The organism is Bacteriovorax sp. As-1 (genome assembly GCF_058446905.1).
Window position 1 is genome coordinate 1,322,614 of sequence record NZ_CP184341.1, and the last position, 26,154, is coordinate 1,348,767.

29 protein-coding genes are annotated in these 26,154 nt (G+C 38.5%); 14 read left to right on the top strand and 15 right to left on the bottom strand.

Translation table 11 applies throughout. From position 1 onward, the window contains the following. Nucleotides 1-96: 96 nt before the first annotated feature. Genes ACN20O_RS06710 through ACN20O_RS06725 form a run of 4 tightly spaced genes read left to right on the top strand, consistent with a single transcriptional unit; the run spans nt 97 to nt 2,936 of the window. Complete coding sequence (locus tag ACN20O_RS06710) at nt 97-918, top strand: adenine nucleotide alpha hydrolase family protein (protein WP_491638413.1); 822 nt, start codon at nt 97-99, stop codon at nt 916-918. Between the two features lie 59 nt (nt 919-977). Further along, entirely contained in the window at nt 978-1,181 is a 204-nt protein-coding gene (locus tag ACN20O_RS06715; protein WP_102245156.1) for a hypothetical protein, read from the top strand. Nucleotides 1,182-1,189: 8 nt separating this feature from the next. Next, the gene (locus tag ACN20O_RS06720; RefSeq protein ID WP_491638415.1) at nt 1,190-2,185 is read left to right on the top strand and encodes a hypothetical protein; all 996 of its coding nucleotides are present in this window, start codon (nt 1,190-1,192) and stop codon (nt 2,183-2,185) included. Then, the gene (locus ACN20O_RS06725) at nt 2,178-2,936 is read left to right on the top strand and encodes a hypothetical protein (RefSeq protein WP_491638417.1); all 759 of its coding nucleotides are present in this window, start codon (nt 2,178-2,180) and stop codon (nt 2,934-2,936) included. Before ACN20O_RS06720 ends, ACN20O_RS06725 begins: the two co-directional genes overlap by 8 nt. Here the strand turns inward: ACN20O_RS06725 and ACN20O_RS06730 are convergent. Beyond that, a complete protein-coding gene (locus ACN20O_RS06730; protein ID WP_491638419.1) occupies nt 2,905-3,522 on the bottom strand; it encodes an aspartyl/asparaginyl beta-hydroxylase domain-containing protein in 618 nt (205 codons plus the stop codon). The two genes, ACN20O_RS06725 and ACN20O_RS06730, sit on opposite strands and share 32 nt — an antisense overlap. Beyond that, nucleotides 3,519-4,064 carry a phosphohydrolase gene (locus ACN20O_RS06735; protein ID WP_491638421.1) on the bottom strand — a complete coding sequence of 182 codons (546 nt, stop codon included), beginning with the start codon at nt 4,062-4,064 and terminating at the stop codon, nt 3,519-3,521. The genes ACN20O_RS06730 and ACN20O_RS06735 overlap by 4 nt, the downstream gene beginning before the upstream one ends. A 29-nt stretch (nt 4,065-4,093) precedes the next feature. Here ACN20O_RS06735 and ACN20O_RS06740 point away from each other — a divergent pair, with 29 nt between their 5' ends. Further along, nucleotides 4,094-4,870 (top strand): hypothetical protein, encoded by a 777-nt coding sequence (locus tag ACN20O_RS06740; protein WP_491638423.1) that lies wholly within the window; start codon nt 4,094-4,096, stop codon nt 4,868-4,870. Here ACN20O_RS06740 and ACN20O_RS06745 read toward each other — a convergent pair. The 4 genes from ACN20O_RS06745 to ACN20O_RS06760 form a co-directional block, all read right to left on the bottom strand. Then, the gene (locus ACN20O_RS06745) at nt 4,863-5,900 is read right to left on the bottom strand and encodes a TRAP transporter substrate-binding protein (protein WP_491638425.1); all 1,038 of its coding nucleotides are present in this window, start codon (nt 5,898-5,900) and stop codon (nt 4,863-4,865) included. The two genes, ACN20O_RS06740 and ACN20O_RS06745, sit on opposite strands and share 8 nt — an antisense overlap. A gap of 52 nt (nt 5,901-5,952) precedes the next feature. Then, entirely contained in the window at nt 5,953-6,390 is a 438-nt protein-coding gene (locus ACN20O_RS06750; protein WP_491638426.1) for a hypothetical protein, read from the bottom strand. A 163-nt stretch (nt 6,391-6,553) separates the two neighbouring features. Then, nucleotides 6,554-7,267 carry an SUMF1/EgtB/PvdO family nonheme iron enzyme gene (locus ACN20O_RS06755; RefSeq protein WP_491638428.1) on the bottom strand — a complete coding sequence of 238 codons (714 nt, stop codon included), beginning with the start codon at nt 7,265-7,267 and terminating at the stop codon, nt 6,554-6,556. A gap of 93 nt (nt 7,268-7,360) precedes the next feature. Continuing rightward, nucleotides 7,361-8,167 (bottom strand): hypothetical protein, encoded by an 807-nt coding sequence (locus ACN20O_RS06760; RefSeq protein WP_491638430.1) that lies wholly within the window; start codon nt 8,165-8,167, stop codon nt 7,361-7,363. Nucleotides 8,168-8,196: 29 nt separating this feature from the next. Between ACN20O_RS06760 and ACN20O_RS06765 the strand changes: the two genes are divergently transcribed. From ACN20O_RS06765 to ACN20O_RS06775, 3 genes are read left to right on the top strand one after another with little or no spacing between them, the layout of a single operon-like run. Continuing rightward, entirely contained in the window at nt 8,197-9,399 is a 1,203-nt protein-coding gene (locus ACN20O_RS06765) for a hypothetical protein (protein ID WP_491638432.1), read from the top strand. A gap of 34 nt (nt 9,400-9,433) precedes the next feature. Next, nucleotides 9,434-10,558 carry a hypothetical protein gene (locus ACN20O_RS06770; RefSeq protein WP_491638434.1) on the top strand — a complete coding sequence of 375 codons (1,125 nt, stop codon included), beginning with the start codon at nt 9,434-9,436 and terminating at the stop codon, nt 10,556-10,558. Continuing rightward, nucleotides 10,548-11,339, top strand: a complete 792-nt coding sequence (locus ACN20O_RS06775; protein ID WP_491638436.1) for a sterol desaturase family protein — start codon at nt 10,548-10,550, stop codon at nt 11,337-11,339. The genes ACN20O_RS06770 and ACN20O_RS06775 overlap by 11 nt, the downstream gene beginning before the upstream one ends. Here ACN20O_RS06775 and ACN20O_RS06780 read toward each other — a convergent pair. Next, the gene (locus ACN20O_RS06780; protein WP_491638438.1) at nt 11,334-12,389 is read right to left on the bottom strand and encodes a hypothetical protein; all 1,056 of its coding nucleotides are present in this window, start codon (nt 12,387-12,389) and stop codon (nt 11,334-11,336) included. The two genes, ACN20O_RS06775 and ACN20O_RS06780, sit on opposite strands and share 6 nt — an antisense overlap. A 230-nt stretch (nt 12,390-12,619) precedes the next feature. Between ACN20O_RS06780 and ACN20O_RS06785 the strand changes: the two genes are divergently transcribed. Genes ACN20O_RS06785 through ACN20O_RS06795 form a run of 3 tightly spaced genes read left to right on the top strand, consistent with a single transcriptional unit; the run spans nt 12,620 to nt 14,521 of the window. Beyond that, nucleotides 12,620-13,195, top strand: a complete 576-nt coding sequence (locus tag ACN20O_RS06785) for a ferritin-like domain-containing protein (protein ID WP_491638440.1) — start codon at nt 12,620-12,622, stop codon at nt 13,193-13,195. An 11-nt stretch (nt 13,196-13,206) separates the two neighbouring features. After that, nucleotides 13,207-13,977, top strand: coding sequence for a hypothetical protein (locus ACN20O_RS06790; RefSeq protein ID WP_491638442.1), 771 nt, complete (start codon nt 13,207-13,209; stop codon nt 13,975-13,977). Then, the gene (locus ACN20O_RS06795) at nt 13,946-14,521 is read left to right on the top strand and encodes a hypothetical protein (protein WP_491638444.1); all 576 of its coding nucleotides are present in this window, start codon (nt 13,946-13,948) and stop codon (nt 14,519-14,521) included. The genes ACN20O_RS06790 and ACN20O_RS06795 overlap by 32 nt, the downstream gene beginning before the upstream one ends. On the opposite strand, the gene ACN20O_RS06800 is transcribed toward ACN20O_RS06795, so the two are convergent. Both ACN20O_RS06800 and ACN20O_RS06805 read right to left on the bottom strand, forming a co-directional pair. Further along, the gene (locus ACN20O_RS06800) at nt 14,518-15,144 is read right to left on the bottom strand and encodes a hypothetical protein (RefSeq protein WP_491638446.1); all 627 of its coding nucleotides are present in this window, start codon (nt 15,142-15,144) and stop codon (nt 14,518-14,520) included. The genes ACN20O_RS06795 and ACN20O_RS06800 overlap by 4 nt on opposite strands. A 3-nt stretch (nt 15,145-15,147) precedes the next feature. Further along, nucleotides 15,148-15,915: an aspartyl/asparaginyl beta-hydroxylase domain-containing protein gene (locus ACN20O_RS06805; protein ID WP_102245174.1), complete on the bottom strand. Its 768-nt coding sequence runs from the start codon at nt 15,913-15,915 to the stop codon at nt 15,148-15,150. 65 nt (nt 15,916-15,980) lie between these two features. Between ACN20O_RS06805 and ACN20O_RS06810 the strand changes: the two genes are divergently transcribed. Continuing rightward, nucleotides 15,981-17,144: a glycosyltransferase family 2 protein gene (locus ACN20O_RS06810; protein WP_491638448.1), complete on the top strand. Its 1,164-nt coding sequence runs from the start codon at nt 15,981-15,983 to the stop codon at nt 17,142-17,144. Here ACN20O_RS06810 and ACN20O_RS06815 read toward each other — a convergent pair. Then, entirely contained in the window at nt 17,141-18,529 is a 1,389-nt protein-coding gene (locus ACN20O_RS06815) for a twitch domain-containing radical SAM protein (RefSeq protein ID WP_491638450.1), read from the bottom strand. The genes ACN20O_RS06810 and ACN20O_RS06815 overlap by 4 nt on opposite strands. A 92-nt stretch (nt 18,530-18,621) precedes the next feature. On the opposite strand from ACN20O_RS06815, the gene ACN20O_RS06820 reads away from it, so the two are divergent. Next, nucleotides 18,622-20,037 carry an NAD(P)/FAD-dependent oxidoreductase gene (locus ACN20O_RS06820; protein WP_491638452.1) on the top strand — a complete coding sequence of 472 codons (1,416 nt, stop codon included), beginning with the start codon at nt 18,622-18,624 and terminating at the stop codon, nt 20,035-20,037. Here ACN20O_RS06820 and ACN20O_RS06825 read toward each other — a convergent pair. The 3 genes from ACN20O_RS06825 to ACN20O_RS06835 are packed head-to-tail and all read right to left on the bottom strand — an operon-like array spanning nt 20,032 to nt 23,509. Continuing rightward, nucleotides 20,032-21,384: an ArnT family glycosyltransferase gene (locus ACN20O_RS06825; protein WP_491638454.1), complete on the bottom strand. Its 1,353-nt coding sequence runs from the start codon at nt 21,382-21,384 to the stop codon at nt 20,032-20,034. The two genes, ACN20O_RS06820 and ACN20O_RS06825, sit on opposite strands and share 6 nt — an antisense overlap. Further along, nucleotides 21,384-22,526, bottom strand: coding sequence for a glycosyltransferase family 2 protein (locus ACN20O_RS06830; RefSeq protein WP_491638456.1), 1,143 nt, complete (start codon nt 22,524-22,526; stop codon nt 21,384-21,386). The genes ACN20O_RS06825 and ACN20O_RS06830 overlap by 1 nt, the downstream gene beginning before the upstream one ends. Next, complete coding sequence (locus ACN20O_RS06835; protein WP_491638458.1) at nt 22,523-23,509, bottom strand: glycosyltransferase family 2 protein; 987 nt, start codon at nt 23,507-23,509, stop codon at nt 22,523-22,525. Before ACN20O_RS06835 ends, ACN20O_RS06830 begins: the two co-directional genes overlap by 4 nt. An 83-nt stretch (nt 23,510-23,592) precedes the next feature. Here ACN20O_RS06835 and ACN20O_RS06840 point away from each other — a divergent pair, with 83 nt between their 5' ends. After that, the gene (locus ACN20O_RS06840) at nt 23,593-24,216 is read left to right on the top strand and encodes a class I SAM-dependent methyltransferase (RefSeq protein WP_491638460.1); all 624 of its coding nucleotides are present in this window, start codon (nt 23,593-23,595) and stop codon (nt 24,214-24,216) included. Here ACN20O_RS06840 and ACN20O_RS06845 read toward each other — a convergent pair whose 3' ends face one another. Further along, nucleotides 24,217-25,239 (bottom strand): hypothetical protein, encoded by a 1,023-nt coding sequence (locus tag ACN20O_RS06845; RefSeq protein ID WP_491638462.1) that lies wholly within the window; start codon nt 25,237-25,239, stop codon nt 24,217-24,219. A gap of 4 nt (nt 25,240-25,243) precedes the next feature. Further along, nucleotides 25,244-26,107: a hypothetical protein gene (locus ACN20O_RS06850; RefSeq protein WP_491638464.1), complete on the bottom strand. Its 864-nt coding sequence runs from the start codon at nt 26,105-26,107 to the stop codon at nt 25,244-25,246. Nucleotides 26,108-26,154 lie beyond the last annotated feature (47 nt).

Genomic DNA, 26,154 nt, shown 5'->3' on the forward strand with positions numbered 1-26,154 from the left:
GGTTTCAGATGATTTCTTTTTTTGTTCATCTTCCTTTTAAACTTTTTGGCGCCTTGGCCAAATGGATGCTTAAAGAATTAGGAGTACAAAATCCATATGAATGAGTGTGTCGTTTTATTTTCAGGTGGAACTGATTCTTTTTGCACAGCGGGACTCGCTGCTGAAAAGCACGACCGCGTTCATCTTCTGACTTTCTACGAGAAAGCGACTGAAAACTCTCCCTGGCCAGAGCAAAATCTTGAGCGCCTGCAAAAAAAATACGGCGCTGATAAATTCACTCTTTCAGTTTTTTCAACTGATAAAATCGTTAAGCATTTAAGCTACAAACATTTCTTTAAATTCTTAAAAGAGTTTCACTTTTATAACCTGGCCACTCCCGGGTTAAGTTCGCTGAGCTGGCACACGAGAACGGTGCTTTTTTGCCAGGAGAAAAAGATTCAAACCGTCTATGACGGAATGACCAAAGAACTTCTGCATCTTCCGGGGCACATGCCAGAAATCAGAGAACTCTTCCGCGAGTTTTATAAAAGTCATGGCATCCAATTTTCCAGCATGGTTATCGACTGGGATATTCCGGAAGATCAGCGTTTTATGGATCGATTGATTGTTGACCGCCACGGTTTCACGCTAGGCCCAAAACCCAAAACGCGCACGACCGGGGACTGGTTGTTTAATAACGGACTTCTTCCTAGTAAAAATGTTAAGGGGAGTGAGTTTGACCGGCTTATGCAGCACGATTGTTACCCTTTCATCGTCTACAACATGCTGGTTTTCTGGTTTTTTGAACCACTGATTGGTTATGAGAAATATAAAATCAACCTGCGCACATTTATGAGTAAAAAAGTTGAGATGGCCCAGGCCTTAATCAATGATGAATCTCACTTCCCATTTGTCAGATCTCCAAATGAAAGAGTCTGATTTCCTCAGGATAAAAAAATCTAGTCAAATAAATCATTCAGTGGTCTACTAAATACATTATGCAGAACACCGATAATACTCCTGAACAGAAGGAAGAAATTCCCAGAACGACGTCTGGTTTTTTAATTTTCTTATTTAAAAAGATTATTGAAAAAAGAAAGTACTGGCTTCTTCTTGTATGGTGTTTATTGGCGGCACTCGGCCTGGTTCTCTTTCTCACAGGTAACGGTGCTCTACTTCCTGCCATCTACATGGCCTTTTAAAAAAGATTATGACCGACAGAATATTAGCTGTTAGAAATTCATGGGTCTTTAACTGGAAGCTCGACCTCTTATCTTTTATTGCGCCTTTTATCGTCGCTTACTTTTTCATAGGTACAAAATACAACAGTGTAAATAACTACTGGTTGAGTTTTTTCCTGGCGAAAGTTTTTATCGGTGGCGGTCACATTTTTGCAACCTACATTCCTTTTGCCACTGGTTCTGAATTAAAAAAGCGACTGGATAAAAAATTCTATATTGTTCCTCTCGTTTTCGTCGGAATCTATGCGATTGCAAACTTTATCTCTGATGTCTATTTTATGAATCTTCTGGCCATCACAGGTCTTGCTCACATTTATCTTCAGCACCAGGCCTGGTTAAAAATGTCTCAAGGGAAACTCTCCGCTCAAAGAAAGAAATTTGAACGCATCTTTTTTCTGACTGTATTAGGACTTCCAAACTTCATCTGGTTTTTTCGCCAGCTGGATAATCTTCCTTCTTATCTTTATGGGATCACAATCACTCAATCAATTCCTAATTGGGGAATCTTCACTCCTGCTTTTTTAACTACTTTTACGGTGATCTCGCTTATCATCAGCATAGGATTAGGTTTTAGAAAAGAAAATGGAGTACTCGTTTTAGATTTTGCCCGCCTGATTTATTTTCTCTCAACGACTGTCTGGATGTGTTTCGGTCTCTTTTTTATAAAGTCTCTCGGCTTCTTCCACGTCTACCTCGCCATCTCTCACGGGACTAGCTACATGGCCTATATTTCACAGGCCTGGCCCAAACACCTCGAAAACGGAGTGTGGAACTCAAACTATAAATTCGTTATCGTTTGCCTTGTCTCTCTAATTTTTGGTTTAGCATGGGTTGGATCTTTCTATTTATTTAAATGGACTCCTAGCTCTTTAATCTTTCTTCCATGGGTGCCTTTACTCGTTCACTACTCTTACGATTCTATTATCTGGAGAAAATTCCAACCAAAGGCCGTCACCAATGAGTGAGATTGTTAGCTGGAAAAGGGCAGCACTTCAAAAGCTTTTAGAGATTGAAGGCGGATCTTCTGTCTACTCTCATCAAAAGAATATCATTCAGGAAGAGCGTCCTAGTATCTTCTACACCATTGCTGAAAAAAGACTTCCGATGAATGAAGTTATTGCCATGGTCAAAAGTGATTTTGCAACCAACCTTCCAGAGGGACATTTTTCCAATGGAATTGTTGAACTAACCCTTAAACTTTTAGAGAAATCAAAAGACAAAATCGACTCTCTTTCAAGCCTCTTTGTGGCCATTGAAACAAATTGGGGGGTCATTGATTCAAGGTTTGAGCGCAGAAAATTTTATGATCACTACCATCCACCACGTGGGGATAGAAATGAAATTAGCACACTTTCTTATTTCGCTCCTCTCTATTTAGAAAATAAAGTCGATGAAAGTTTTAACTATTGTGATCTCTCTAAGATGAATCTGTCAGGCAAACCTTATAGTTTCTGGAAGAATAACAATCCAGAAAAGATCGCTGAAGATTTTATTGAACTCTCACAAAAAACTTTACCTGCTGACTGGAAAAAGATTCTTTTCCCGGAGAATGGGGCCTTAGAAATCGCTTTTGATTCCTTCTACAATCTTCACAACCTAAGTGATCTTTCAGGCAACTTGTTTTTAACAATTGTTATTAATGATGTTGAATTGAAAACCAAGATGACTAGAGGTGGAATGTTCTCTACTTACCTTTCGCCGAGTGAAATTGGGTAAATCCCTCTGTATCTGTCACATCCATAATAAGATGCCAGCGATCCTCTTTTCCATAATTCACGACACGGTGGCGTTGATTGACTTTGATAAAATAAGCATCACCGTTTGCCGGAAAATGCTCTCTTTCATTTTCTGTTTCAAAAAACGCCTTATTATTCGTTAGAAGTGGAATATGGAGTCTGACGGAATACACATCCTTGGGTGCATCCGAGTGCCAATACAATTCACTTCCGGCAGAAAGAATACTGATGCGCATACGACAAGGCTTCAATCCTTTGCTTGAAACGAGGGCCACTACCCTCTCTAATTCAGGAGTCATAAGTTCAGTTGGATGAACGTGTTTTAAATCATTAATAAGACCAAGCTCTTTCTTTTTAGTGTAAGACTTTTCTAAATCCATTTCACCTTTATCATTAAAGACGACTGCTTCTGCATTCCATCCGCTAAAGAGTCCACCATCTTCTGAAAGAATCGACCAACCTTGGTAACCAGGGTAAACTTCGCGGGCCTCTTGAGTGCTCGCTTTAATGATAGATTGGTAAATGTCCTGGACATTAAATCCAGCTTTCCAGATTTCAGCGATCATCGTCTTTTGTTTTTGGTTACAGAGTCCACCAGGTCATAGAACTCTTCGAGTCTTAAAGAATCGTAAGCAGCATCCCATGAAGGAGCATCATATTTTTCACAAAATTCCACAGTGGCTTCATAAAGCCTATGAGAAACAAACTGATCTCGAGCATTTTTATCAAGGCCGATTTTATCAAAGTAATGATAGCTCTGAAAAATTTCATGATGAAGAATCATCCAATGCAAATCCTGACTTACATAAGGCCTGATCATCGCTGCTGAAATCTCAGCGTGATTGACGTGAGTGAAATAAGAGCCGATATCATGAAAAAGTGCAGTAAAGACATACTCATCGCTTTTGTTGTCGCGATGAGCGCGTGTGGCTGCTTGCAGACTATGTTCTAGTCTTGAAACAGGAAGAGCCCCTTGGATTGTATCGAGTTGCCTAAGAGTTTCAATCAGCCTGTTGGGTAATTGATCACGCAGCTCATAATAACTCAGGTCGATTGATTTCCAATCTTCACTCGTACTGTCTTTAATATTCTTAAATTTTGTAGTCACTTTTCCTCTCTCTCTATACTATCTAACAGATGAAGAATATCCAAGATCAGCTGCTAGATTTAAGCCCTGCGCTCTATAAAAAATTATCCTGGTTGCGCCTGGAGGGGAAAACTCCATTTTACAACGACATAACTCCTACATGGTTTTTGAACTTTAAATCAGCACTGGAAGCAATTTCCGACATCCAAGTCTTAGGTTCAGGGATGGCCTCGCCTTCTGAGTACCATATCGACCTGGCCTTTTTAAAACCTCAGACCCATCTCGACTTCATTCACAGTTTTTATATCGATGGTATGGTTAAAACCTTGTTTAAAGATAACATGGCCTATTCCACACAAAACAATATAGCTTTTCACATGGCCTCAGTGCTTCCTCCCACCTGGGAAAAAAGAAATGAATCTTTAAACCTAAAGGCCCATGTACTTTATGAAATCAGACCAGATGGAGAGAAGTTCCAGGCAGCAACGAAAGAGCATAGAAACTCATTTGATTATTTTCAGTGGATGCTCTTTTTCCCTCATACCTGCTCTATTTCGGCCTACTACGACTACGATCATCGCGCTCGTCATATCCAGACAATTTATATGGATTACGATGAAGTGGCCCATGCGAAAGTGGTTCATGAAGCACAAAAATACCCTTCATTCTTTCAGAAGCGCTATGACTACAATCAGGAAAAACACATTATACACAAGCAAGGAATGGTGGAGTACAAAGGCAGAATCGATCAACACCTCATTTCTGAGTCAGAGTTTCTCGATAACCGCCCTTTTGCACCTAAGAAGATTATTTTAGAACTTATTTAACAGCTTCGATTTTTTGAACCCAGTCTTTTAATTTAGGAAGATCTTCTCTTACCTTCAGACCAATTTCATGCAGGCGTTTTTCTTCTGCCTCAGGAAGCTTTACGAACTTCACACCTTGCTTAATCAGCTTCTCTCTGTTTTCGACTTCTAGTCTTAATGAAAGCTCTCTCTCATCCATTGCCAGCTTGTGTGTTTCTTCCAAGAAGATTTTTTTAGTCGCGCTATCAAGAGATTTTAAGAAATCTTCATTAACTACAATCAGAGTTAAATAAAGGCTGTGGTACGTGTCGATAACATAGTTAGCTTTTGTTTTTAACTCTGGGTACGTTCTATAGAAAACTTCGTAACGGTTTAACTCACCTTCTTCGATATCAATCTGGTTAGCATTGAAACTATAAGCATAAGTTAAAGAACCAAACCCAGCGTTACCTGGAACGTATTTAACCCCAAGTCTTTGAGCAAATTTATCACCGGGAATGTTTCCTGGACGGTACATTCTTAGACCTTTGAAATCATCAACTGATTTGATTTCTTTTGATCCGTAAATGATTCTGTATCCACCACTGTATGTGTAAAAGAGTCCGCGGATTTTTTTGTCTGTCTTTTGATTTAATTCACCATTATAAATCCCGTCGAGGATTTTGTTACCGATATCACCATCAAGAACTTTATAAGCGTGCTCGTGGTTGCGAAATATGAAAGGCATATCAAAGGCCATGATTGGTTCGTAATACTTCTTAAGTGAAGAGATTGTCACCTGAGACATCTCTGCCTGGCCTTCTCCTACTTTTCCAACCGGATTATCACTTCCCGGGTGATTTAAAGGACTGGCCTTGTTGATTACAACAACCTTAAGTTTCTGAGAACTTTTTTTGTAAAGCCTTTCAGAATACTCTTCAATGATATTTTTTAATTCAGTACTGCTCGGGCTATGGGCCAGGTACCAACGGATTTCTCTGGTTTTTTCAGTAGCATGAGCAGATGTAGATAAAACAAAAGCTGCAACTGTGAAGATAAGGGATAATTTCATGACCTTTCCTTAGCTATGAGATTTAAACTTATTATGAGAGAAGATTATTTTATTAAGCTGTTTGCATCGAAATCTTAATATCTTTCTGCTTTTTAAAAGCAATCAACTCATCTGAAACAGACTTCGATGACTCAAGAAAAAGATCGTATGATTCCTTTGATTTAAAAACAAGAGTTGATTGCATTGTGCCTTCTGCAATCGGGTAGAATTCTGAACGGTAAACCAGGTGACCATCATTTTCTAGCTTCGTGTTGTTGCTTCTGACTCCAGAAGTTTTAAGAAGCGTTAGAAACTCTAAAATGTCTGCTTGGTTTTTTGCGGTGAAAGTATAAAGAACTTTGTAAGTGCCTGTTGCTTTTGCAGCTGCTGTCGCACCAAGAACTGCATCCGTGCCCTTTGCACCAGACGCAAAACTCTTACCAGGTAAAATAGCCAAGCTGGCCGCTACCAGTGATAACTGTTTGAAAAATTCTCTTCTATCAAAATTCATAATTCTATTATGACCTATTTTCTAAAAAACGCTAATAAATTTATTTAATATTTCAATGGCTTAAGCCAAACTATCTGGAAAAGGCCAGTTTTAAAGACCAAATTTTAATGACTTAGAACTTTCAATCCCCTAGCTAAAGGACTGAGTTTACAAAGGCCTCCCGCTAAAAGTGAGTCCTATTCTGGGCAGGAGTGTATACACACCTAAAACCCATAAATGGGTATCGCTTGAAGGTAAAGACATCTACGCCCAATGAAAAAACACCAGTCATAAAAGGCGATTTATGTTTCCAAAAACCACTGCGACCAATTCCATTTCTTTTCACATCGTGAGTCCAATAATAACCAAGCCCACAATAGCTATATTCAATTTGTGGTGTTTCACATTTTTGATCCGGTCCAAAAGAGGCATAACGAACATCTTTAAAATCGACGAGGCTTACATACATCTGAGGAGCTTCAATTTGTTTTTTATCATTGATGTCTTTGACCCATTCAGCAACATTGCCGGCAAAATCCCAGATTGTTTCACCGTTAGAAAGTTTATGGGTTCTCTTTTCTAAATTCCATTTTAATGAAGAGCAACTTTGTCCTGTGAGATAACAAGCTTCATCATCATTAGAACTAGCTTCAAGGGCCCTGTCAGGCACACCATCGCTATGGCCAATATTCAATGTTCCTTTAAAAGGAACACCGGTATTCCAATTTGATTGAGTATGAGAAATATCTCGAGCAATGTCAGTCCACTGAGCATTGCTAATAAGATCATAACCGTGACCTAGATCCTGACAGGCCTTCAATGCTTCTTTTTGATTAATCTCTACCCATGGTCGATCTTTAGCTTCTGATGAAGCTTTTTTATCTTTGTCTTTTTTCATTTCATACTTGGCGACACAAATATTTTTAAAGACGACATAGTTCGCTGGACATGCCGATTGAGCATAAAGTGATTGCGAAAAAAAAGAAGGGCCTTAATAAACAAAACCATCAACCAAACCAATTTTATCCTGCACTTCTTTTGTAAAAGTGCCATCGATTCTTAAAGTATAGCGCATTTCATTTTCAGCATCGACACCATGATAATCGCGATTATTAAAGAAATAAGCGCGGCAATTTGGATCAAGATAACTCTTCTCTCCAGTCACTTCGTTGTAAATAAAACTTGGTCTTCCTTTTGATAAAAAAAGATTTACGCTGTGATCGCGGTGAGACTCTTGAATATAGTCACGGTGTACGACAGTTGGAACCAAAGGGTAGCTGACAAAGAGAAGAACTCTTCCTACTTCATTAAAAACCTTTCCCTTCAGGGATTCAATATAAGAGACAAGCTTCGGAAAGTGAGCTGCATTATCATGCCAATCAATCTGAAGTTCTTTTTCAGAAGTTTTCTTTAAAAAATTATTATAGCGTAAATAACAAACACCATACCACGGGCTAAGGGCCCCGAAGGCCATGTAGTAGTAACGTCTTTTTTGCTGCAAGGTTAAGTCTTTAGTTCTTTCGCGGTGAAATCCAGTTGGGTCGTAGGCTTCGATGTTCTCAACGATTTCTGACTCTAGAAACATATTTCCGTAGTCTTTACGAAGCTCAGGCGGAATTTCCCCCATAATGTAGGAATGGTCCAATTTATCGACTAAGGCCAGGCCAAGAATCACTTCGTGGTGAAGATCCATAAAATAAGACGTGTCCAGGAACTCTTCCATATTCACGAAGAGTTTTCCATTCACTCCTTTAGGTCCAATAAGGGAATGTTTAAAATTTCCACTTGTCGTTGACATCGCTTCCTTATTTTTCTTTACTATTAAAAATGATTAATCCCATAAAGCTTAACAAATCCGACATCAATAAAGAAGTCTCTAGAGTCACCCGCGCAGGAAATTTACTGTCAAAGGACTCTGTTCTTTATCACCAGTGGAGGATTTTCTGGGTTACCGAAGACGTCGTTCATCGGATTAAAGTGATCAGGATCATTGAATCAGGACACCCTGAGTCGCTTTATACCAAAGGATCATTGCATCCCATTAATAGTGTGGCCATTCCCAGCTCAGAGCTTGAAAAAACTCTTCAAGGCATTGAACCTCACCTTTTCGATTATGCTGTCGTCATTCGCGATGGAACTTTGATTAATCACTTCATGGATTTCTGGATTTATGTCAATTACCAGATCTATCTTTTAGAAAATGCCCACGCACATAAAACAAGTAATCATTTTATTTCTATTTTCAATTTAAAAGAAAAGAACTCAAAAGAAATTGATCTCATTCATGAATTCCAGAGAATTCTAATCCCTGCTGAAAATGCGAACGCTATTCATACTTTCATCAAGCGCTATTACGATTATTCTCTGCAAAGGGTTTACCTGCTTAATAATGACAGTCTGGAAATTGCTCCTTATAACTTTTCTCCAGAAGAGATTTTCTGTGTGTCTTCTGGGATAAAACCCGTGCATTACTTTGATCAGATGAAGCAGTCGCTAAAAAAAATTCATTTTTGTGACTATAGCCCGTTGGCCCTGCAGTTCTGGAAAGATGTCATCCAATGTAAAAACATGAATGCACTCCTGAGTGTTTTTGAAAAATACTCTCCCTATTTTTTGGGCCCTTCAGCTAATGCGATGGAAGCTGTCAAACTCACGCTCAATCATCAAATTGAAAATTTCTTTCAAGACAGTGCCCACTTCTTCACTCTCCTGGATCAAATGAAAGAGCGCTCTCATTTTCTTCAAGTTGATATTATTGGCAACTTAGATTTTTTAACTCAGGCAAGCGGCCCTTATTATTTCTGGTTTTCTAATTCCTATGAAAGAAACCTCACTCTTCTTCAAGAAACAAAGGTCCAGCATAGGGAAGCTCACTTAATGCGCCTTCAGCGATTAAAAAGCTTTCATCAGGAAACCATTTATTACAACACCGACAATTACGATTTTAAAATCGGAAGCCTCACATCGCCTCACTCTCTTGGCACCCAGGACATTCCAGACTCAACTCCCATGGAATGGCTTTCGCTATAATTGTCATTTTTACCAATTAGGATAAAATAGATGCATGTTTAAATGGGACGAAATTCTTCAGAGTAAAGTGCACCGCTATTACGGCTCGTGCCTAGCGCTGATTCATGTGATTACTTCCTATCTTTTTTCAAGTTACCGCATTGATGACCTGGCCCGTGAAAGTGCTTTCCCTATTTGTTACCCCGGTCTTGAAGGTTGTGAGCACTGGAGGTTTTTCTCTTCTCCAGAACTACGCGCCCTAATGATTCTTTATGGAGCATTCGCGATTGCGACTATTGCTGCTTTTATCAGCGAACGTTTTAAAAAGATCGCCCCCTTAATGCTTCTTGGTCTTTGCGTATTCAAATTAATCCTGCAGCTATCTGATTACAGGATTGCTACGAACTACCACTTTCTCGCTCAAGTCATTACTTTCGTTTTTCTTATCGTCCCTCAGCGTATCGCCACGATATCTATCTTGATCCCCGGAGTTTATTTCTGTGCGGGACTTCTCAAGCTTAATGTCGATTGGTTGAGCGGTGATACTTTAATTAAACCTTCTATCATCCAAGGGCCGCTCTTAAGTGCCTTGCTCGTTTATGTTCTTGTTCTCGAAATTTTTATTGTTTGGTTTATTTTCTCCAATAAAAAAGCTATTCGCCTGGCCGTTTTACTGCAACTGATAGCTTTTCACATTTATTCATGGCACATTGTAGATTATCCCTACCCATCATTTATGTTTTGCATCCTGGGATTTTTTGTCCTGACTTTAAACTACGATTATAAAATTAAAGACAACCTTCCTCGTTTTGCCACAATCATGGGGCTTCTATGCCTATTTCAGTTAACCCCCTACCTTTTTGCCAAAGATCCAGGTCTTGACGGTCGCTCGCGCATTCTTTCTCTTAACATGATGGATGTGAAGTCTGTGTGTGAAAGACAAATTGAATTAACAACAGCTGAGGGTATGACTTCTTTTAAAATCCCCATCGACATTAAAAGACCACGCATGCTTTGTGACCCCCAGGTTACCAAAGAGATTGCTCGCCATTACTGCGAAAGATCGATTGTTCCGGGAACGATGAAAATCTTTCAGCAATCGCGACGATCAACTGAAAAAGACTTCAAAGAAATTCTAAACTATTCACTCCAATGCCCAGGTATCTCCCATGGGTCTTGAGTCTTTCGTTAACTTCGCCCGATTTTTTGTCACCTTTAATGACTTAAGCCTGGCGATTTTAGTCCTGGGACTTGGGTTGTTTTTAACTCTGCTAAATTCTCGCTATAAACTCACAAAAGAATCATTTTCTAATCTCCTAACCTTTCTTTTGCGCTCTTATATCAAAGTTTATATTCTTCTCATCTTTGGAAACTTTTACACCTACACTTCTTTTTCCAAGCTTAACCTGGTGAAACTTCCTAAAGGATGGTTAAGTTTTCTATTTTGCTTTTTGCTAGTTGATTTCATTAAATACTTCCAACATTGGTGTGGCCATCGTTTTACTATTTTCAGGCTGGGTCATACTGTTCATCATTCAGGGACTCATTTTGATATCACGACGGCCATCAGAGTTCCGATGATGCTCTATGAACTTCTTTTTCTTTTGCCTTGTTTTTTATTAGGTTTTTCGATGGAATACATTCTCATCGCTATTGTTGCCCAGTTTCTTTACAGTCTTTTAGTGCATATTAATTACGACTATCCATGGTTGAGATCTCTGGAATGGATTCTAATCACTCCACGCTTGCATAAAATTCACCACAATAGAACGCTCACCCATAATAAAAACTTTGGTTTTATTTTTAGTTTTTGGGATAGATTATTTAAAACCTATGATGACTCATTAGAGATGGATGAAATCAATATAGGACTCGAGACTCTCCCGCAAGAGTTCAACCCCATTATGATTCAAATAAGACCATACATGAACTATTGGAAGAAAATGAGAAACAAATTATGAAATATAAATGTGGCTTTTAATTTCAAAGTCTTTATTAAACTGAGGGTCCTTAAAGATAAAACCATTTTTTCCTCTCATGACAAGATTCGAAATATGTTTTAATTGATTTAAATCGCTCTGACCAAAGTCCACCAGGTCTGCCTTTTTCCCTAACTTCACCATACGCTTAACACGATAAAGAACGACATGCAGATTATCGTCGTGGACAAATGATGTGGTATGATCAAAATCTGATTTAGGCTCATTGGTATTGGAAAAATCAAAGATTTCTAAACTTTGGTCTTTTCTAAATTTTCCTATAGCCATGTTGGTGACTAGGTCTGTTTTTGGGTCAAATGCTGCGAGAACAGGATAGAAAGCATCCTTAGTCTGCATAAAATGCCTGAATTTTAGATGCTTATATTTTTCATCAATAGGTTGTGTGCGAATAGTTTTTAAAGAGAATAAATCCAGATAAACCAGTGCACTTAACTTGTTTTGTGCATCTCTACTGACGGCCATGACTATCTCATTTTTATGAATAATCAATTCATGTGGCCCATAACCAAAACCCTCTAGCTGACTAACAAGCTTTAATGTCCTTTTGTTATAAATCAATAAAACACCTGGTGCTTTATTAGGATTAAACTTGTCGATATCATAATCACTTTTTGTATTCTCAACTTTTACGCCACTAACATAAAGTAGATCCTGGTAAACAATACTATGCCCGTAATAAAGAATTCCGTCCGGAGACTTAATCATCCTGACATCTCTTGGATTTCTAAAATCAATCTTAGCCAGGTTAGGACCTTTCTTCTCAACCCCATAATAAATGCCACTATCATTTTGATAAGAATGTGGCCCGCAAATCGCAGGGATCTTCACAATACTGTTTATCTCGGGGTTGATTCCGACGAAATAAAGCTTTCCGTCTAACTTCGCAGTAAAAACCATCTTTCTTGCTTGATAAGCAGAAGATACACTTTTCACGCTACCGCCCATGGCACTAGAGGCTACTAACCATGTTCCGGCCATGAAAATAAAATCTCTTCTGTTATATGAGGTCATAAAAAATTTTCGCTTGAAAAGGGTTAATACTCAAACCGCGGTGAACAGATACAAAACTTCGTGAAATCTTTAGTTAAATAACCTTCGCTGATTTAGATCAATGAAATGGCCATTCACTCTTTTGACCGAAGGCAATAAAGGGAGGATAACAAGCCTAATTTCCCTTAATTTCATTGCTAAATTTAGCAAATTACGGAACAATTCCCCTATAAAACCTGCGAGAAAATTGCATGATCCATAAAAATAAAGACGATGCTTTAATCAACTCCGCCTATCTTTCCGAGCTTTGGGCCGTAAACGATTTATTGCGTTTAAAAAATCTTTATCCAGCAGCATGGTCTCCTGAAAGAGAAGTTCAGCTTCAAGATGAAATCCGTCATGCCAATATGCTACTTCATGCTCTTAAAAGCAAAAACTCAATTATTATAAAAGATTTAGATTTTTCCATGCAGGCTAAGCTATATGGAATGTTTATTGATTTAGGTAAAACGAAATCACTAATTGAAGCAGCTCAAGTGCATGACATGACCGAAAGAAGAGCAGTATGGATTTACCGCACATACCGCCGAGTTGGAACAGACCGCGATTATAAAAAAGTAGCTAATGATATTTGTATCGATGAACAAAATCATTTTGACATCAACTCTGATCAAATCGGCCAGGAAGATGCAAATAGTGTTTTTGCCGATTCAATCGTCAAGATCGATCAATTTCTTTTTAGCAAATACCTTCCGGAAAAATTTGGTTCAATTGTCTTTGCTTCCGAAGATTTCTGGAACTTCTACTACGATGGAGCAAAGGCTTGATCACCGAAAAGATGGTCAAGACCCATTTAACGAAGGCCCTTTCAGAGGGCGGTCTCATTGCTGAGAATTTAAAAGTAACTGAACTCGAGAAAAAAATAACGTCGTTCAGGTCACTGGATGAACTCGATTACAACCATCCTGAAAATAAAGCTTTCTACAGTGCTGCTTATGCACTTATGGATGCTCATGCTCAGGAATTAATCACAGAACATAAAAGGCGCATTGGGGGGTTTAACCTATACCCTATCAATTTCCATGCTGGAAGAATTCAAATCCGTCCTCGCGTTTTCAGCGGGCAGTATCGCATGGGGTTTTGTAATTTTGAACTGGCCTCATCAATGTTGAGTGCTGGCGTACTTGAAAAATTAAATGAACTCTACCGCTTCATCAGAAGCGAAGTTGAATCTGAAGTTGAATACAACACTGAAGACTCAACTATGGTTCTACATAGAACCGGATGGGAGCCACCTCACTTTCACGTGCAGGATAAAGACCATGCTGATGATATTTACTCTGTCTCTTACGCAGTAAGAATTGCAGGAACTAAAGAAAGCACATCGGTCTTTGATTTTTTCTCTGACTCTTTTAAAGTTTTTGATTCCCCGGAAAACTCTATCACTAAGATTTACTTCAAAAGCAAATTCATTCACCAGGTTTTTAAAACAAGCATTAAAGACGACGATCTTTACTACTTTTTTGTCTGGGATGGATGCAAATTCAAAAAACCAATTAACTTAGACGACAATATTTATGTTCAAAGACTCTATTGTCCAAAAGTTTAGCGAAGACGGACACGAGTTCACGCTCACCCACTACTTCGACACCACTTTATGTTATGAGCAGATAAAAACTGAAGCCCAAGCCTATTGGGAAACCAAAGGGAAAAAAGACGCTGAAGCTAATTACCTCTTTGACAATAAGACATCGTGGTCACTAGGTCAGATGCTAAAAAATCAAGGCTTCGAATTGGGTTTTACTGTTGTGGAAATGGATGGAAAATTCCTAGCGGCAGCTGGATTAAGAAAGCATGATGAAAACGAAACAATCTGCTTAAGTCGCTTTTTTGGCACCCCTTCCCTTTATCCTTACGGCAATGCCTTCATTCTTCCTCTGCATATTAAACTCAGTCAAGAAAGCGGCTACAAATCGACCATCATCACTTTTAACCCCTACAACGAACATCTCTTGAATTACTACACGAGAATTCTTCCTCGAAAAAGCGACAAGATTTCGCTGATGGTTTATGAAGAAATCAAGAACTTTAAATCCTTAGGCCTTCAGACCATCAATCATACAGAGCAATTTGTTTTAGCTTATTCGTTTTAAGAAATATCCATGTGGTCAATGATTACATTGATGTTTTCTTCGCTCACGGGAATATTGAGAACGGCAATCATCGTATCATCTGAAAATGAAAACACGCTGTGCTCTTTAAAAGTATTAATGGCATACCATTTTCTTTCAATCAACTCGAGTCTCTTGTCCTCTTGAAGCCACACAAAGTCCGATTTGTTAGAGCCCTTAACCAGTGCAAAAACTCTGAAACTTTTAGCTGGTAGTCTGAAATTTCCATCTCGGTGATAAGGAAAAAATCCACCTGCACCAAACTTAATAAAGTGACTTCTGCCAAGGCTCGCAAACTTTGAAGTGATGTTAACAAGCGATGGACTGGCATTCACTACAGCTGTTTTTTTATTGAAGTCCGGTTCATCCAGTTTTAGTCCATGAATCTCATTGTACTCTTTCACTGAATCTAAATCAGGATGTCCCGTCAAAAGACCATCGAGACTTGTAATACTTAAACCCATACGCTTGATATGTGGTTTTTTAGAATTGTATTGTTTCCAATCATTATCAAAAGGTTTTAGAAGATCAGTTAAGTTCGCTTCCATCGGAGTAAACTTCAATGGGATCACATCACCGTACAATGTAAAAAGCTGACTTAACATAATCTATTCCTTACTAACTTCAACGCATTCAAGTTCAACTAAATCCTTCAGGCTGTTTTGTCCGTGCATATCAATAATTAAGTGCAAACGGCCTTCGTTTGAGTTATTGCTGGCAAAGTGCTTAAGACCAGCATTTAAAAAGTAAAGACGGCCATCGGCCGGGTAATGAGCGCGGTACTCTACGTTATTGCGAAAAACGTGCATGTGGCAATTCGGATTGGTGATAATTGGTAAATGCAGTCTCGTAATATAACTTGGATCGTAGTCCACATGAGGTTTAATCGAAAAATTTGGCGACAAATACGCCAGTCGCACGCGAGTGATTTTATCTGAAAATGAATCCAGGATCGTTTCAAAAAGTCCTGTGACTAATTTGTTTCTCGTATTGTAATTAAGTTCATCAGCAACCGGGTTATAGTTTTCACTACCAGGGTCAAGGCGTCTTTGCCTGGCCATGCGCGAATTATTTGAACTTAAATCCAGTGGCTGATCCAGGTATTTTGGGTCGAGCTCAGTCAGATAAATTTGGCGATACTTTTCACCTTCAAGTTCAGCGGCCTCTTCTTCTTTAAAAAAAGAGTTTTTGTTAAAAGCATTCACTCGCACAAAAAGAGATTGTTTGGAATTTGAACTAACTTTGATGTCGTTGTAGTTGTCGAAATTTAAAAGATCGAGACTTTCACAAAGTTTTAAAATCTCCTCAATAGGAAATTTTACATTGGCAATATAACCAAAGTTTGGAAGTTCTTTGCGTGTTTTTGTTTCAACCATTCTTACTGCCCTGCAAGGTCTAAATTAACATGACTACAAAGTAGAATCAAGGTTATCCTGTCCCTATGGATTTGTCTCTAGTCATCCCTACTCATAATCGCCACGAAAATGTGCTGCTTCTCCTGGATTCTATCAGAGAGCAGGACCTGGGCGCTACAGTGATAGAAGTCATTGTTGTGAGTAATTTAAAAGATCAGGTTTTAGAGAAAAAACTAAGGGCCCATAAAGTTCCAACAAGTGTGTATTTCACTGGGAAAATCGGTGTGAATGCAGCCAGAAACCTGGGAGTGCAAAAGGCCCAATCAAAAAATATCTATTTTCTCGACGATGATGTTCTCTTAAAAAATCCAAAACATCTTCAGCATCTTCTGACCCTTTCAAAAAAATATAAATCCATGGCCGCCATTGGTGGAAGTTATCTATTAAGCAAAAAGGCCGGTTTGGTTGATGAAATTTATCATCAGATCAGTACTGCCTGGATGAATAAAAAAAGCACATACCTCTTAGGTGGTAATACACTTTATCATCTGGACTCCATCCGTATTCCTTTCCACTTTAACGAAGGGATCATTTTTGGTGGATCTGAAACTGAACTCAATTTACGCCTGCATAATAGCGGACATGAATTTCTTTTCTTAGAAAGCTTAAACATTGAACACGACACTCATCTCAATGCTTTTTCATTAGCAAAAAAAGCCTTAAGGCAAGGAATGGGACGATCTTTTCATGAAGATATAGTTCCAAATTCATTTTGGAGCGTGGACACAAATAGCTCTCAAGATATTCTTTCACGTTACCAACATTCTAAAATTCTTTATTACTCTGCGCTTTGCCACTTAGCTCTTTATGAATTCTTTTTTCATGTCGGCTACAGGCATGGAAAAAAAGAGCACAATGGACCGCTTTCTCTAAAAGTCGTTTTCACTTCTATGCTTGAAACTTTTTTTCAAGTCGACTCAGATAAGATCCTCTACATACCCAATGCAGATGCAACACCTTTTCACCAGAAGGCCTTTCCATCCTTAAAGTTTAAGGAGTTTCATCACTGGACTAAGGCCAATGTATGGTGGAAGATCCCAAATTTTATTTTCTGGAAAGCAGTTCCGCCTCTGGTGACAGTTTTTGTCTGCGCTCTTTGGACATTGATCCCCTTTAATACAATTGGGCTTCGTGTGCCTTATGACCGCGCGATTAATCGCCTTGAAAGATTATTTAAAAAAGAAACTTAGATGGCGAGTTTGCGGCAGTGTTCGTAGAAGTCTTTCATTTCAGGAAAAGTTTTTAAGAAGTCAGTGCCACGTCTTTTGTCATGTTCACTAAAAAAAGAATAGAAGTCTCTTTGATGTTTATAAAGCTCTTGTTCTTCTTTTTTATTTTGAGGTTGTTTTGATTCCATCCAGTCTAAAATGCGTTTCATTTTTAGCGTTTCAGCAGGCTTAATCCCGAAACGGTTGTCTTCTCTTTCTTCCATAAAAGCGATGATTTTTTTCATATGCTCCTGGTAGTCAGGGGTCAGGGCCGCACACGACATAAACATAGGGTATTTTAAATGGGGAAGATCAATATAGATTTGTCTTCCGACACTTGCAAAACGCTTACGAAGAGAAATGACCCACTCAAGAAATGGAATAAATCCCACCACACTAAGGGCATTAAATGTACAGGTAAAAGAAATAGATGAAGTTGGAAGCTCTGTTAAATAGCGCTCTACATAGCCTTCAAAACGCTTAAAATCCAATCCATGCCTGATGTACTCGGCGTGAGTTCCGTAGGTATCTAGACTCGTGTGCATCATGAAGTGCTTCACTTTCTTATTTTCAACAATACTCTTCGTCAGAGTCATGAATTTATCAAACTGCTTTTCCGGCACACCTAAATTCGAATTTACTGAAAGCTCCAAATGTGGAAGAGGTTCTTCATCAATCAGGCCTAAAAGCTTAAATGTATCGGGGATTAAAAGTGGCTCTCCACCTGTCAGTCTGAAAAACATCAATTGCTTTTTTAATGTCGGCCACCATTTCCAGAAAGCATCAACATAAGGATTCACTTCATCAGTAATCGGCATTAGACCTTGGGCCTTAAGCCAAAAAAGGGATTGGTGATCCGTGAAGTTGGAAAGTTTATACCCACCCTTCTCTTCAATTTCCTGAATCCAGGCCGTCGAATAAGTCGGGCCGCAATAGCTGCACTTAAAATTACAAGTCGAACTGAAACTCACTTCCAGGTAAGATGGATTGATGTCTTTATCCCACTTTGAAGAAGTGACTTCTTCATAAAAAGGTTTGATCCATGAATCCTGGCCTCGAAAATGGCGATCGCTGTAACGTTTTTCCGGGAGGTCTTCAATATCCCAACATGTCTGGCATTCGCTTGGTCTTTTCCCTTTTAGCATCATTTTGCGCAAATCTTTTTTATAAGACGTATTATGCAGGGCCGATGGATTCTTTTTGATTTCTTTTAAAGGAATCACATGGTGATGCGGCAAGTGACAACTATGAGTTCTTCCAAGATTTAAATGAATCGTCGAATGCATCCATTTGGCCATGCAAAAAGATGGCGAAACTGCATTGAGTTTTTGGACGGCTTCTTCAATGGAAGATGGATCATTGAACATGGGCATAATCGTATCTGAGAAAGAGGGTCAGTTCAATGAAAATAGTAAAAGGTGAAGTAGCGGAATGAACGTGATTAATATAGTATAACTCAATGAAAAAAACCGTCATTATCATAGGGGCCGGGCCTGCTGGGCTTACCAGCGCGTTACTTCTCGCCCGAGAAGGGCATAACGTTATTGTCTATGAATCTGACAAGGAATATGTCGGTGGTCTTTCCCGCACTGTTCTTCATAATGGTTACCGCTTTGATATTGGTGGGCATCGCTTTTTTACCAAAGAGAAAGTTGTCAGTGATTTCTGGAAAAAAATTCTTCAGGATGATCTCTTAAGAAGAAAAAGAACCTCACGCATCTTTTACAAAAAAACATTTCTTTCGTATCCGCTTAATCCATCTGAATTGATTTTTAAACTCAATCCACTGGAAACTGCCGGTTTTATGCTTTCCTTTTTCAAAATCAAACTCTTTCCTCAAAAAAGAAAAGATAATTTTGAAAATTGGATTATTTCAAACTTTGGACAAAAACTTTATCAGGCCTTTTTTCAATCCTATACGGAAAAAGTCTGGGGAATGGAATGTTCCAAAATTTCTTCAGACTGGGCCGTTCAGCGAATCAACAACCTCAACATCACCGCTTTGATCAAAAAAACTCTTATGCAGCTTTTGAGAATCAAAAATAACGATATCAAAAGTTTGATTGAAGAATTTGATTACCCAAAACTGGGTCCAGGAATGCTCTGGGAAAAAGTTCGCGATGAAGTTGAAGCGCTAGGTGGCACTATTGTGATGGGTGCCAAAGTAAACTCTATTCATCAGATCAATGCTCAATGGAAAGTTTCTCTTTCTAATGGTGAAGAAAGCCCTCTTGCAAATGATATTATTTCGACGGCCCCTCTTCGCGAACTCATTAAAGGAATTCATCCTCAACCACCGGACAATATATTAAAAGCTGTTGAAAGCTTTTCTTATAGGAGCTTTGTCACAGTTGCCATCATGTTCCGTGGAAGAAACCACTTTCCTGATAACTGGATTTACATTCATGATCCACGAGTAAAAGTCGGCCGCATTCAAAACTACGGCAACTGGTCTGCGGCCATGACTCCTGGGCTAGACTGCGTTTGTTATGGACTTGAGTACTTTTGCCAACGCGATGACGACTTCTGGAAATTAACCAACGAAGAGCTTTTTGAGTTAGCTAAAAAGGAACTTGATATCCTGGGATTAAAATACTCACAGGAAGAGCTTGATTACAAAGTGATAAAATCTCCTTACGCCTACCCGATTTACGATCTTTCATACAAAGAAAGACTGATTCAAGTGCAAGAATACTTAAATCAATTTAGCAATCTTCATCCGATTGGAAGAAGTGGGCTTCATCGCTATAACAACCAAGACCATTCAATTAAAACGGCTATGCTTGCCAGTGAGAATATTAAGCTGGGGCACAAGAAATTTAATCCATGGAAAGTAAACCAGGATGCTGAGTATATTGAAGAGATTAAGCTATAGCTTAGGTTTCATTTTATACACCGTGGCACCTTTGTATGGATAAGACTCTGCCACATCGTAAAAATCACTCACAAATCGAACCTTGCACTTTGCTCTACTGTAATCAAAATCAACAAAAACAATGTCTTCAGTGGCCACTAGACCTTTGCGGTTAAAGCTGTTCATGCATTGAAGTTTATTTGATTTAATGTAATACGAAAGACAATTGCCACAATTGATAATACTCAGTTTTTCTTTCGATAAGTCCTGCGACTTAAGCGCCACACTTTGTGAATCAATTTCATAAGGCCTGTGTTGAATGTCTTCCTTGATAAAACTTTTATAAATCAAAATGACAATGGCCAGACCAAAAAAGACATTTTGAATATTCATCTCGTCAAAAGCATCGTCGAGCATCGAAATAATCATTAACGGAATCAAAGGCAGGGTCAAAAGCAAATGTCTTGGGTAAGCATATTCCGGGAAAAAGAGAAGAAGGAAAGCTCCTAATCCAGCCGTCCAAAAGAAGATTTGGACATAGTCACGGTCAAGGCCTTTAAAGTTCTTCTTTTTATAGAGATAAGTCCCACTCAAGATCAAGATCCAAAGAGAAAATACCCCTCCTGAAAAAATGAATGATAATTTCCTTAAGTAATCAACAATGCTTAGTAAGTTTCTTCCACTATTTAAGATCAGCATCACGCCTTTAAAACGGTATTCTACGTAGAGGGCCAGAGCGACTAAAAAAATCCCAATGTAGCGGTAAAAATATTTGCGGTGCTCACGTGAAGAAAAGAGATTATGCCCTAGAAAAACAAAAGAAAACACGACCCCTAGTGGATGTGAGAGGGCAAGAAGTAAAAGAGCTAAAGATGTCTTAACAATTTCCAACGAACTGCGATCAAAGCAAGGAACAGGGTCTTTTTTAAAGTTATAAAGCACGACAACCTGAAAAAAGACCATCGTAGCATAAGGTCTCATTGAGCCAGAAAAAAGCAGTAAAGGATGTGCCAGCATCATTAAACAAACTGCTTTTAAAGCATTGTTACGATTAAAACTCAGGCGCGCCAGTTTATAGTAAAAAAAACTCAAGCCCATAGTAAAAAGAAGTGAAGGTAAACGAAGAATTCCTGAATTGTCTCCAAACATTTCAAAAAGCTTTTTAGCTAGATAATATGGAAGAGGCATCTGGATTTCAAAAGTTAAAAGCAATTCAGTTAAAAGCTTATAGGGAAACTGGGAGATGATGTCATACATCAGGAGTTCATCATACTGCAGGGGAATTTTGTTGAAGATATAAACATGAAGGACGAGAGTCCCCATCAATAAAATCCAAAGAATATTAAATTCTGCTTTTTTTTCGTCCATTACTGAATCGTTCTCTGGTCTAAGATTCCGTTTAGTGCTTTAAAATTATTAAACTTTAAAAAATCATTTTTCTCGATGTTCATCACATAGAGGATTTCATTGTCTTGATTAATAAAGCGCAAATTCGTATCCAGATTAATTTTCTGGTTATTTTGAAAGATAATAGATTTATTCAGGACATTTTCCTGATAGCGAGGCTCGAAGCGTCCCCTATAGTCGTTTTTTAAAATCCCTAGAGCTCTTCCTGTCGCTTTAAAAGTTGAATTAATCGCCTTTAGAAAGTAATAACTGTCCCATTTAATAAGTGAACGAATGACGTTGAAAACAATTTCATCTTTGACCAGGTAATAGTTTAAACGGATAGAATCCGGAATAAGTGGCTTTTTTACTGGCCCTTCAGGTGCCTCATTGTGTTTTAGAGTGGTAAAATACTGCTGCCATTTTTTATTGTAACTCTGTTTTGTGTAACCTTCTGACAGAGAGCGCATAAAATACGAACCCCATCCTTCCCCATGATATTCGACATGGGCAACGGCTTGAGTCTGTGCTGTTAAGTCATAACCAGCAAGACTGACTCGTTTTGAAAGATCAATGTCTTCATGCCTTTCTAAAAGAACATCAAAGCCACCTACGAAATGAAAAGCCTCTTTACGGTACATACATGCCGCTGAATTTACCATTGGACTTTCAATATACATCAAACGGAGAATAATATTTGTCCCACTTGTCGATTCTGTTTGTTGGCGAATACGAAAGCGGTTTAATGAAAGCTGGCCGTCTTGATCGCAAGGAATGATTCTTCCTTGTCCTCCACCAATATAGTCTTTATTAAAACCAGCTGCGAGGTGTTTTAGCCATCCAGCTTCGATGAAGACATCTGAATCGATAAAAGCGAGTAGTTCTCCTCTGGCCATCTTTGCCCCAGTGTTTCGAGCATAACTTCTTCCCTGAATCGTTTCTTTAGCATAAGTCACTTCAGGAAAAGACCTAATGATTTCTGCAGTCTTATCTGTTGAATTATTATCTACGACAATAATCTCGTATGAATTTTTATCGTAATCAGCATTAATCAGTGATGAAAGACATTTATGAATAGTTTTTTGGGCATTGTAGGCAGGAATGATGACACTAATAAATTTCATGTCAATTCTCTCTCAAACACTTTTTCTTTTTCTCCGGTTGAAAGCAAGCTTCCATGAAAGATACCGCAGAAATAAATCAAGTGATCAAAAAATGTCCAGGCGACAGATTGAATTAAAAACCACGTCCCTTTTTTCTCTTTTTGTGAAAAAAATAAGTCCTTATTTAAAAGAAACCAAGCAACCATTAAAAAGGGAGTTATTTCCGGCATAATGAAAAACATCAAAGTCATAGTTACAGCTAAAAGCACACTGGCAATTTGAGTCTTAGAAGTATGTCCAAAATTTTCCCGAGTGTAGAGAGTGTTCCATCTTTTAAATCCCCAGAAAGCTCTGGCGAAATAAGATGAGATAAGAAAATCATTTTTTACAAGCGTATAAAATGAATAGTTTTTTAAATGAATCACATTTACATGTTTCAAGCAATGAATGCTGTGCCCTTGAGTCTTTTGTAAATACCCCCAAAGAGAGTCTTCAGTTAAGCGTAAATGAGTTGGCCATGAAATATAACCGCTTGCTCTGGTTGCACAACAAGAACCATACACATAGTTCACATCATCGTCTCCCATGCTGATAATATGGTTCATATAAAGATTTTTATATTCACTGAAAAAATTATTATGGGCTGCACTTGGATTCACATTAAGTGTGACCGTATGACAGCTTCTGAATTTCTCAAAATATTTTCTGATGTTTTCCACATTGTCTTTTGTAATCAAAACATCTGAATCGACAAAAAGAAAAAGGTCATTTTTGGCCGATCCCGCTCCTTCGTTGCGAGCATTGGCTGCGCCTTGATTCTCACTCAATCTAACCAGGTGGCACCTAAAGGATTGAGCAATAGAGACAGTTGAATCATTCGAGCAATCATCGACAACAATAATTTCATCCATTTCCCCAATTGCTGAGGCCACTGACTTTAAACACTCTCCGAGCGTTTTCTCAGCGTTGTAAGCAGGAATAATCACCGATATTGAAAGACTCATGAACCTTGCCAAATGACATTACAAATTGAATGATAGTTCCTAGATACTTTACCATAACAGCTTTGAGTGTCAAAATGACTAGCATGGAAAAAGAGCCCCTGGCCCCAATGATGACGGCCATCATTCACTTCACAAATGCACTGTATGATCCACAGTGTTTTGAGCTTATTAAAAAAGAAGAAATCAGAGACGTTTTATCTAAAGGCCAGCTTGAAAGTAAGATGTGGCTTCTTAACGAATTTAAGCAAATATTTAAAAACAACCCATACCTTGATAATCTTAAAACCATTGTTGTTGGTGGTTGGATTGGTATCCTGGCCCGCGCCCTCAATGAATCGGACAAACGCATCACTGCTGACACTGTCGATATTGATCCGAATGCCACGATCATCGCGCGCCTAACATTGGACCTGGATAGAGGTAAGGCCTTCACCATGGATATGTTTGACCTAGACTATCGTAGCTATCAGTGCGTGGTGAATACATCTACAGAGCATATTTTAAATTTGAAGGCCTGGTCAGATAATCTTCCGAAAGGAACTTTTGTCGTGGCCCAAAACAATAATGGTCACAAGATTCCTGGACATGTCAATTGCGTGAACTCTAGCGAAGAATTGGAAAAGCTTTTAGGATTATCTGAAATTTATTATACGGGGACAAAGGCCTTTTCTCTTTATGACCGCTTTATGGTGATTGGAAGAAAATAATTAAAACTTAATCGCCTTGGATAATTCATTTACAACTTGTTTGTTGCCTAGAGCATTGAAGTGATAATCAGGCAAATGAAATTTTTTAACATCCATAAATCCTTTATGAATTTCAACAAACTCTATCTTATCTTCAGCCAGGTATTTCATTAAGTCTTTAGACCATATCGGCCTCATCAAATTATAATCGCTGATTGCGACGACGAAACGCCCCTTAGGAAATTTCTTCATATACTCTTCTTTCATTTTAAGAAAGATTTTAGAAATTAATTTGAAGTCACTTGCCCCAACCTTAGGCAAGTCTCCTATCCAATGAAATCTATCAATAGAATCAATAAATCGCAGAACTTTAGATAACCATCTCTTATTGAAGTATCCTCTTCGTTTTACTTGGTCATTTGAATCGAGCTCATACCATGGGCTCAATCCACCATCCCACTTAATAAACTCCTTTGTCCCCATAACTCTGACTGTCATCCATTGAGGGTAAAAGATATAAATCATCATGCCTTCAGGCTGTCTGATGGTTTTTTCCCACGGATAATTTTCCATCAAGGCCAATGTATTATTCGGGGCCCCACCACCATGTCCGTAATTGTAAGTCTCGTACTCAGGATGAGCTTGTCCCATTTGAAAAGTAACAGTGTCTTCATCTTTGTTACCGATACCAAAAGTATTTGAATCACCTGCAATGATAAGATGTTTTTTTCGCAGTTCTTTTGGTGGTGGAATCACACGTTGACCATATTCATTAATGTTGTAAAAAACATCAATACGGCCTGGACCATTGACCTCTTCTTTAATGTGCTGAATGCGCGAACTAATTGAATACACCCAGCCAATATTGAGCTTTAATCTTTTATACTCATAGAAATTGAATTTAGGCCCAATAAAAACTCTGGCTTCATCTTTAAATTGTCTTCCATTAGGAAGGGTTGTAACCATCCGATGAATGTAGGAAGGCTTTTCGGCCATGGCATTCATTGAAATGAAAATAGAAAAAATGAGCGACTTTAGCAACATAGACCTATTTTACCTGCAATCTACAGCTATACAAGCCAGGCTCTTGCATTCTTTCACACTCTGAATTGCGAACCAGGCGTTTGAAGAAAAAATAGTGGTCTTTGTGTACGATAAACTGATTTGCTCCGGCGGTCATTTGTTCGTAGTTTTGATAGTAGTCTTTGCAGAGGTAGTTGCTACTTGGGAAGTAGAATTTTGGGCATGGGGTGATAAAAAGACCTACTCCTTCGCTCGTGCGGGGGACTTTTTCATATTTTGTGACAAAAGAAGCACCGAAGGTTCCCTGTAGTTGGTGAAGAGAAAATAGACTGACGACAACAAAAACAGGCACGATAAACTTAATTTCGATTCCTTTAAAAAGTGCATAAAGAGGATAGATTAGAATTAATAAATAACGGGCCTCAAAAGAGGGCGAGATAAGGCGGGATTTTAAATAAGCAATTGCCACAACTGTAACAATAAATAGAAATTCTCTGGTTAAAATGATTTTCCATTTTCTTTTCCATAACAACAGAAAAATAAGGAGAATTGAAAGATAACGACCACCATTAAGAAGGTTGATTGAACCTAAGACCGTATAGAGGGTCGGCATCTTTCGGTAATTGTGAACAACGGCAAAGTCGTTGCGGAAGTCACTAAAAGCAATCAGAGTTCCAAAAAGAATTAATGTAAGGAAGAAGAATCCGACTTTAAGCTTTTTGTTGGGGCTGCGATAGATATAGTAAGCTGTTACTAAAATGGCTTGGAGGGCTCCATAGTAATGAGTAAAAATCAGTATTAAACTCGATAAAAGAAATTGCAGAAAGTTATTTTTATTTTCCTCTTTTTCTAAAACGGCCAAAGCGTAATAGTTAAAAACAGAGGCCAATATCAATAAAGAATAAGGAAGAAAAAAAGACGAATACATTAACAAGA

Bases quoted from the DNA above. Each gene is read 5' to 3' on its own strand.
- ACN20O_RS06765 (WP_491638432.1), top strand. From the start codon at position 8,197: ATGATTAATCCCATAAAGCTTAACAAATCCGACATCAATAAAGAAGTC.
- ACN20O_RS06810 (WP_491638448.1), top strand. From the start codon at position 15,981: ATGGATTTGTCTCTAGTCATCCCTACTCATAATCGCCACGAAAATGTG.
- ACN20O_RS06755 (WP_491638428.1), bottom strand. From the start codon at position 7,267: ATGAAAAAAGACAAAGATAAAAAAGCTTCATCAGAAGCTAAAGATCGA.
- ACN20O_RS06725 (WP_491638417.1), top strand. From the start codon at position 2,178: ATGAGTGAGATTGTTAGCTGGAAAAGGGCAGCACTTCAAAAGCTTTTA.
- ACN20O_RS06780 (WP_491638438.1), bottom strand. From the start codon at position 12,389: ATGACCTCATATAACAGAAGAGATTTTATTTTCATGGCCGGAACATGG.
- ACN20O_RS06820 (WP_491638452.1), top strand. From the start codon at position 18,622: ATGAAAAAAACCGTCATTATCATAGGGGCCGGGCCTGCTGGGCTTACC.
- ACN20O_RS06775 (WP_491638436.1), top strand. From the start codon at position 10,548: ATGGGTCTTGAGTCTTTCGTTAACTTCGCCCGATTTTTTGTCACCTTT.
- ACN20O_RS06760 (WP_491638430.1), bottom strand. From the start codon at position 8,167: ATGTCAACGACAAGTGGAAATTTTAAACATTCCCTTATTGGACCTAAA.
- ACN20O_RS06815 (WP_491638450.1), bottom strand. From the start codon at position 18,529: ATGTTCAATGATCCATCTTCCATTGAAGAAGCCGTCCAAAAACTCAAT.
- ACN20O_RS06720 (WP_491638415.1), top strand. From the start codon at position 1,190: ATGACCGACAGAATATTAGCTGTTAGAAATTCATGGGTCTTTAACTGG.
- ACN20O_RS06845 (WP_491638462.1), bottom strand. From the start codon at position 25,239: ATGTTGCTAAAGTCGCTCATTTTTTCTATTTTCATTTCAATGAATGCC.
- ACN20O_RS06785 (WP_491638440.1), top strand. From the start codon at position 12,620: ATGATCCATAAAAATAAAGACGATGCTTTAATCAACTCCGCCTATCTT.
- ACN20O_RS06825 (WP_491638454.1), bottom strand. From the start codon at position 21,384: ATGGACGAAAAAAAAGCAGAATTTAATATTCTTTGGATTTTATTGATG.
- ACN20O_RS06835 (WP_491638458.1), bottom strand. From the start codon at position 23,509: ATGAGTCTTTCAATATCGGTGATTATTCCTGCTTACAACGCTGAGAAA.
- ACN20O_RS06730 (WP_491638419.1), bottom strand. From the start codon at position 3,522: ATGATCGCTGAAATCTGGAAAGCTGGATTTAATGTCCAGGACATTTAC.
- ACN20O_RS06805 (WP_102245174.1), bottom strand. From the start codon at position 15,915: ATGGTTGAAACAAAAACACGCAAAGAACTTCCAAACTTTGGTTATATT.
- ACN20O_RS06710 (WP_491638413.1), top strand. From the start codon at position 97: ATGAATGAGTGTGTCGTTTTATTTTCAGGTGGAACTGATTCTTTTTGC.
- ACN20O_RS06770 (WP_491638434.1), top strand. From the start codon at position 9,434: ATGTTTAAATGGGACGAAATTCTTCAGAGTAAAGTGCACCGCTATTAC.
- ACN20O_RS06830 (WP_491638456.1), bottom strand. From the start codon at position 22,526: ATGAAATTTATTAGTGTCATCATTCCTGCCTACAATGCCCAAAAAACT.
- ACN20O_RS06750 (WP_491638426.1), bottom strand. From the start codon at position 6,390: ATGAATTTTGATAGAAGAGAATTTTTCAAACAGTTATCACTGGTAGCG.
- ACN20O_RS06715 (WP_102245156.1), top strand. From the start codon at position 978: ATGCAGAACACCGATAATACTCCTGAACAGAAGGAAGAAATTCCCAGA.
- ACN20O_RS06795 (WP_491638444.1), top strand. From the start codon at position 13,946: ATGTTCAAAGACTCTATTGTCCAAAAGTTTAGCGAAGACGGACACGAG.
- ACN20O_RS06745 (WP_491638425.1), bottom strand. From the start codon at position 5,900: ATGAAATTATCCCTTATCTTCACAGTTGCAGCTTTTGTTTTATCTACA.
- ACN20O_RS06790 (WP_491638442.1), top strand. From the start codon at position 13,207: ATGGTCAAGACCCATTTAACGAAGGCCCTTTCAGAGGGCGGTCTCATT.
- ACN20O_RS06800 (WP_491638446.1), bottom strand. From the start codon at position 15,144: ATGTTAAGTCAGCTTTTTACATTGTACGGTGATGTGATCCCATTGAAG.
- ACN20O_RS06740 (WP_491638423.1), top strand. From the start codon at position 4,094: ATGAAGAATATCCAAGATCAGCTGCTAGATTTAAGCCCTGCGCTCTAT.
- ACN20O_RS06840 (WP_491638460.1), top strand. From the start codon at position 23,593: ATGGAAAAAGAGCCCCTGGCCCCAATGATGACGGCCATCATTCACTTC.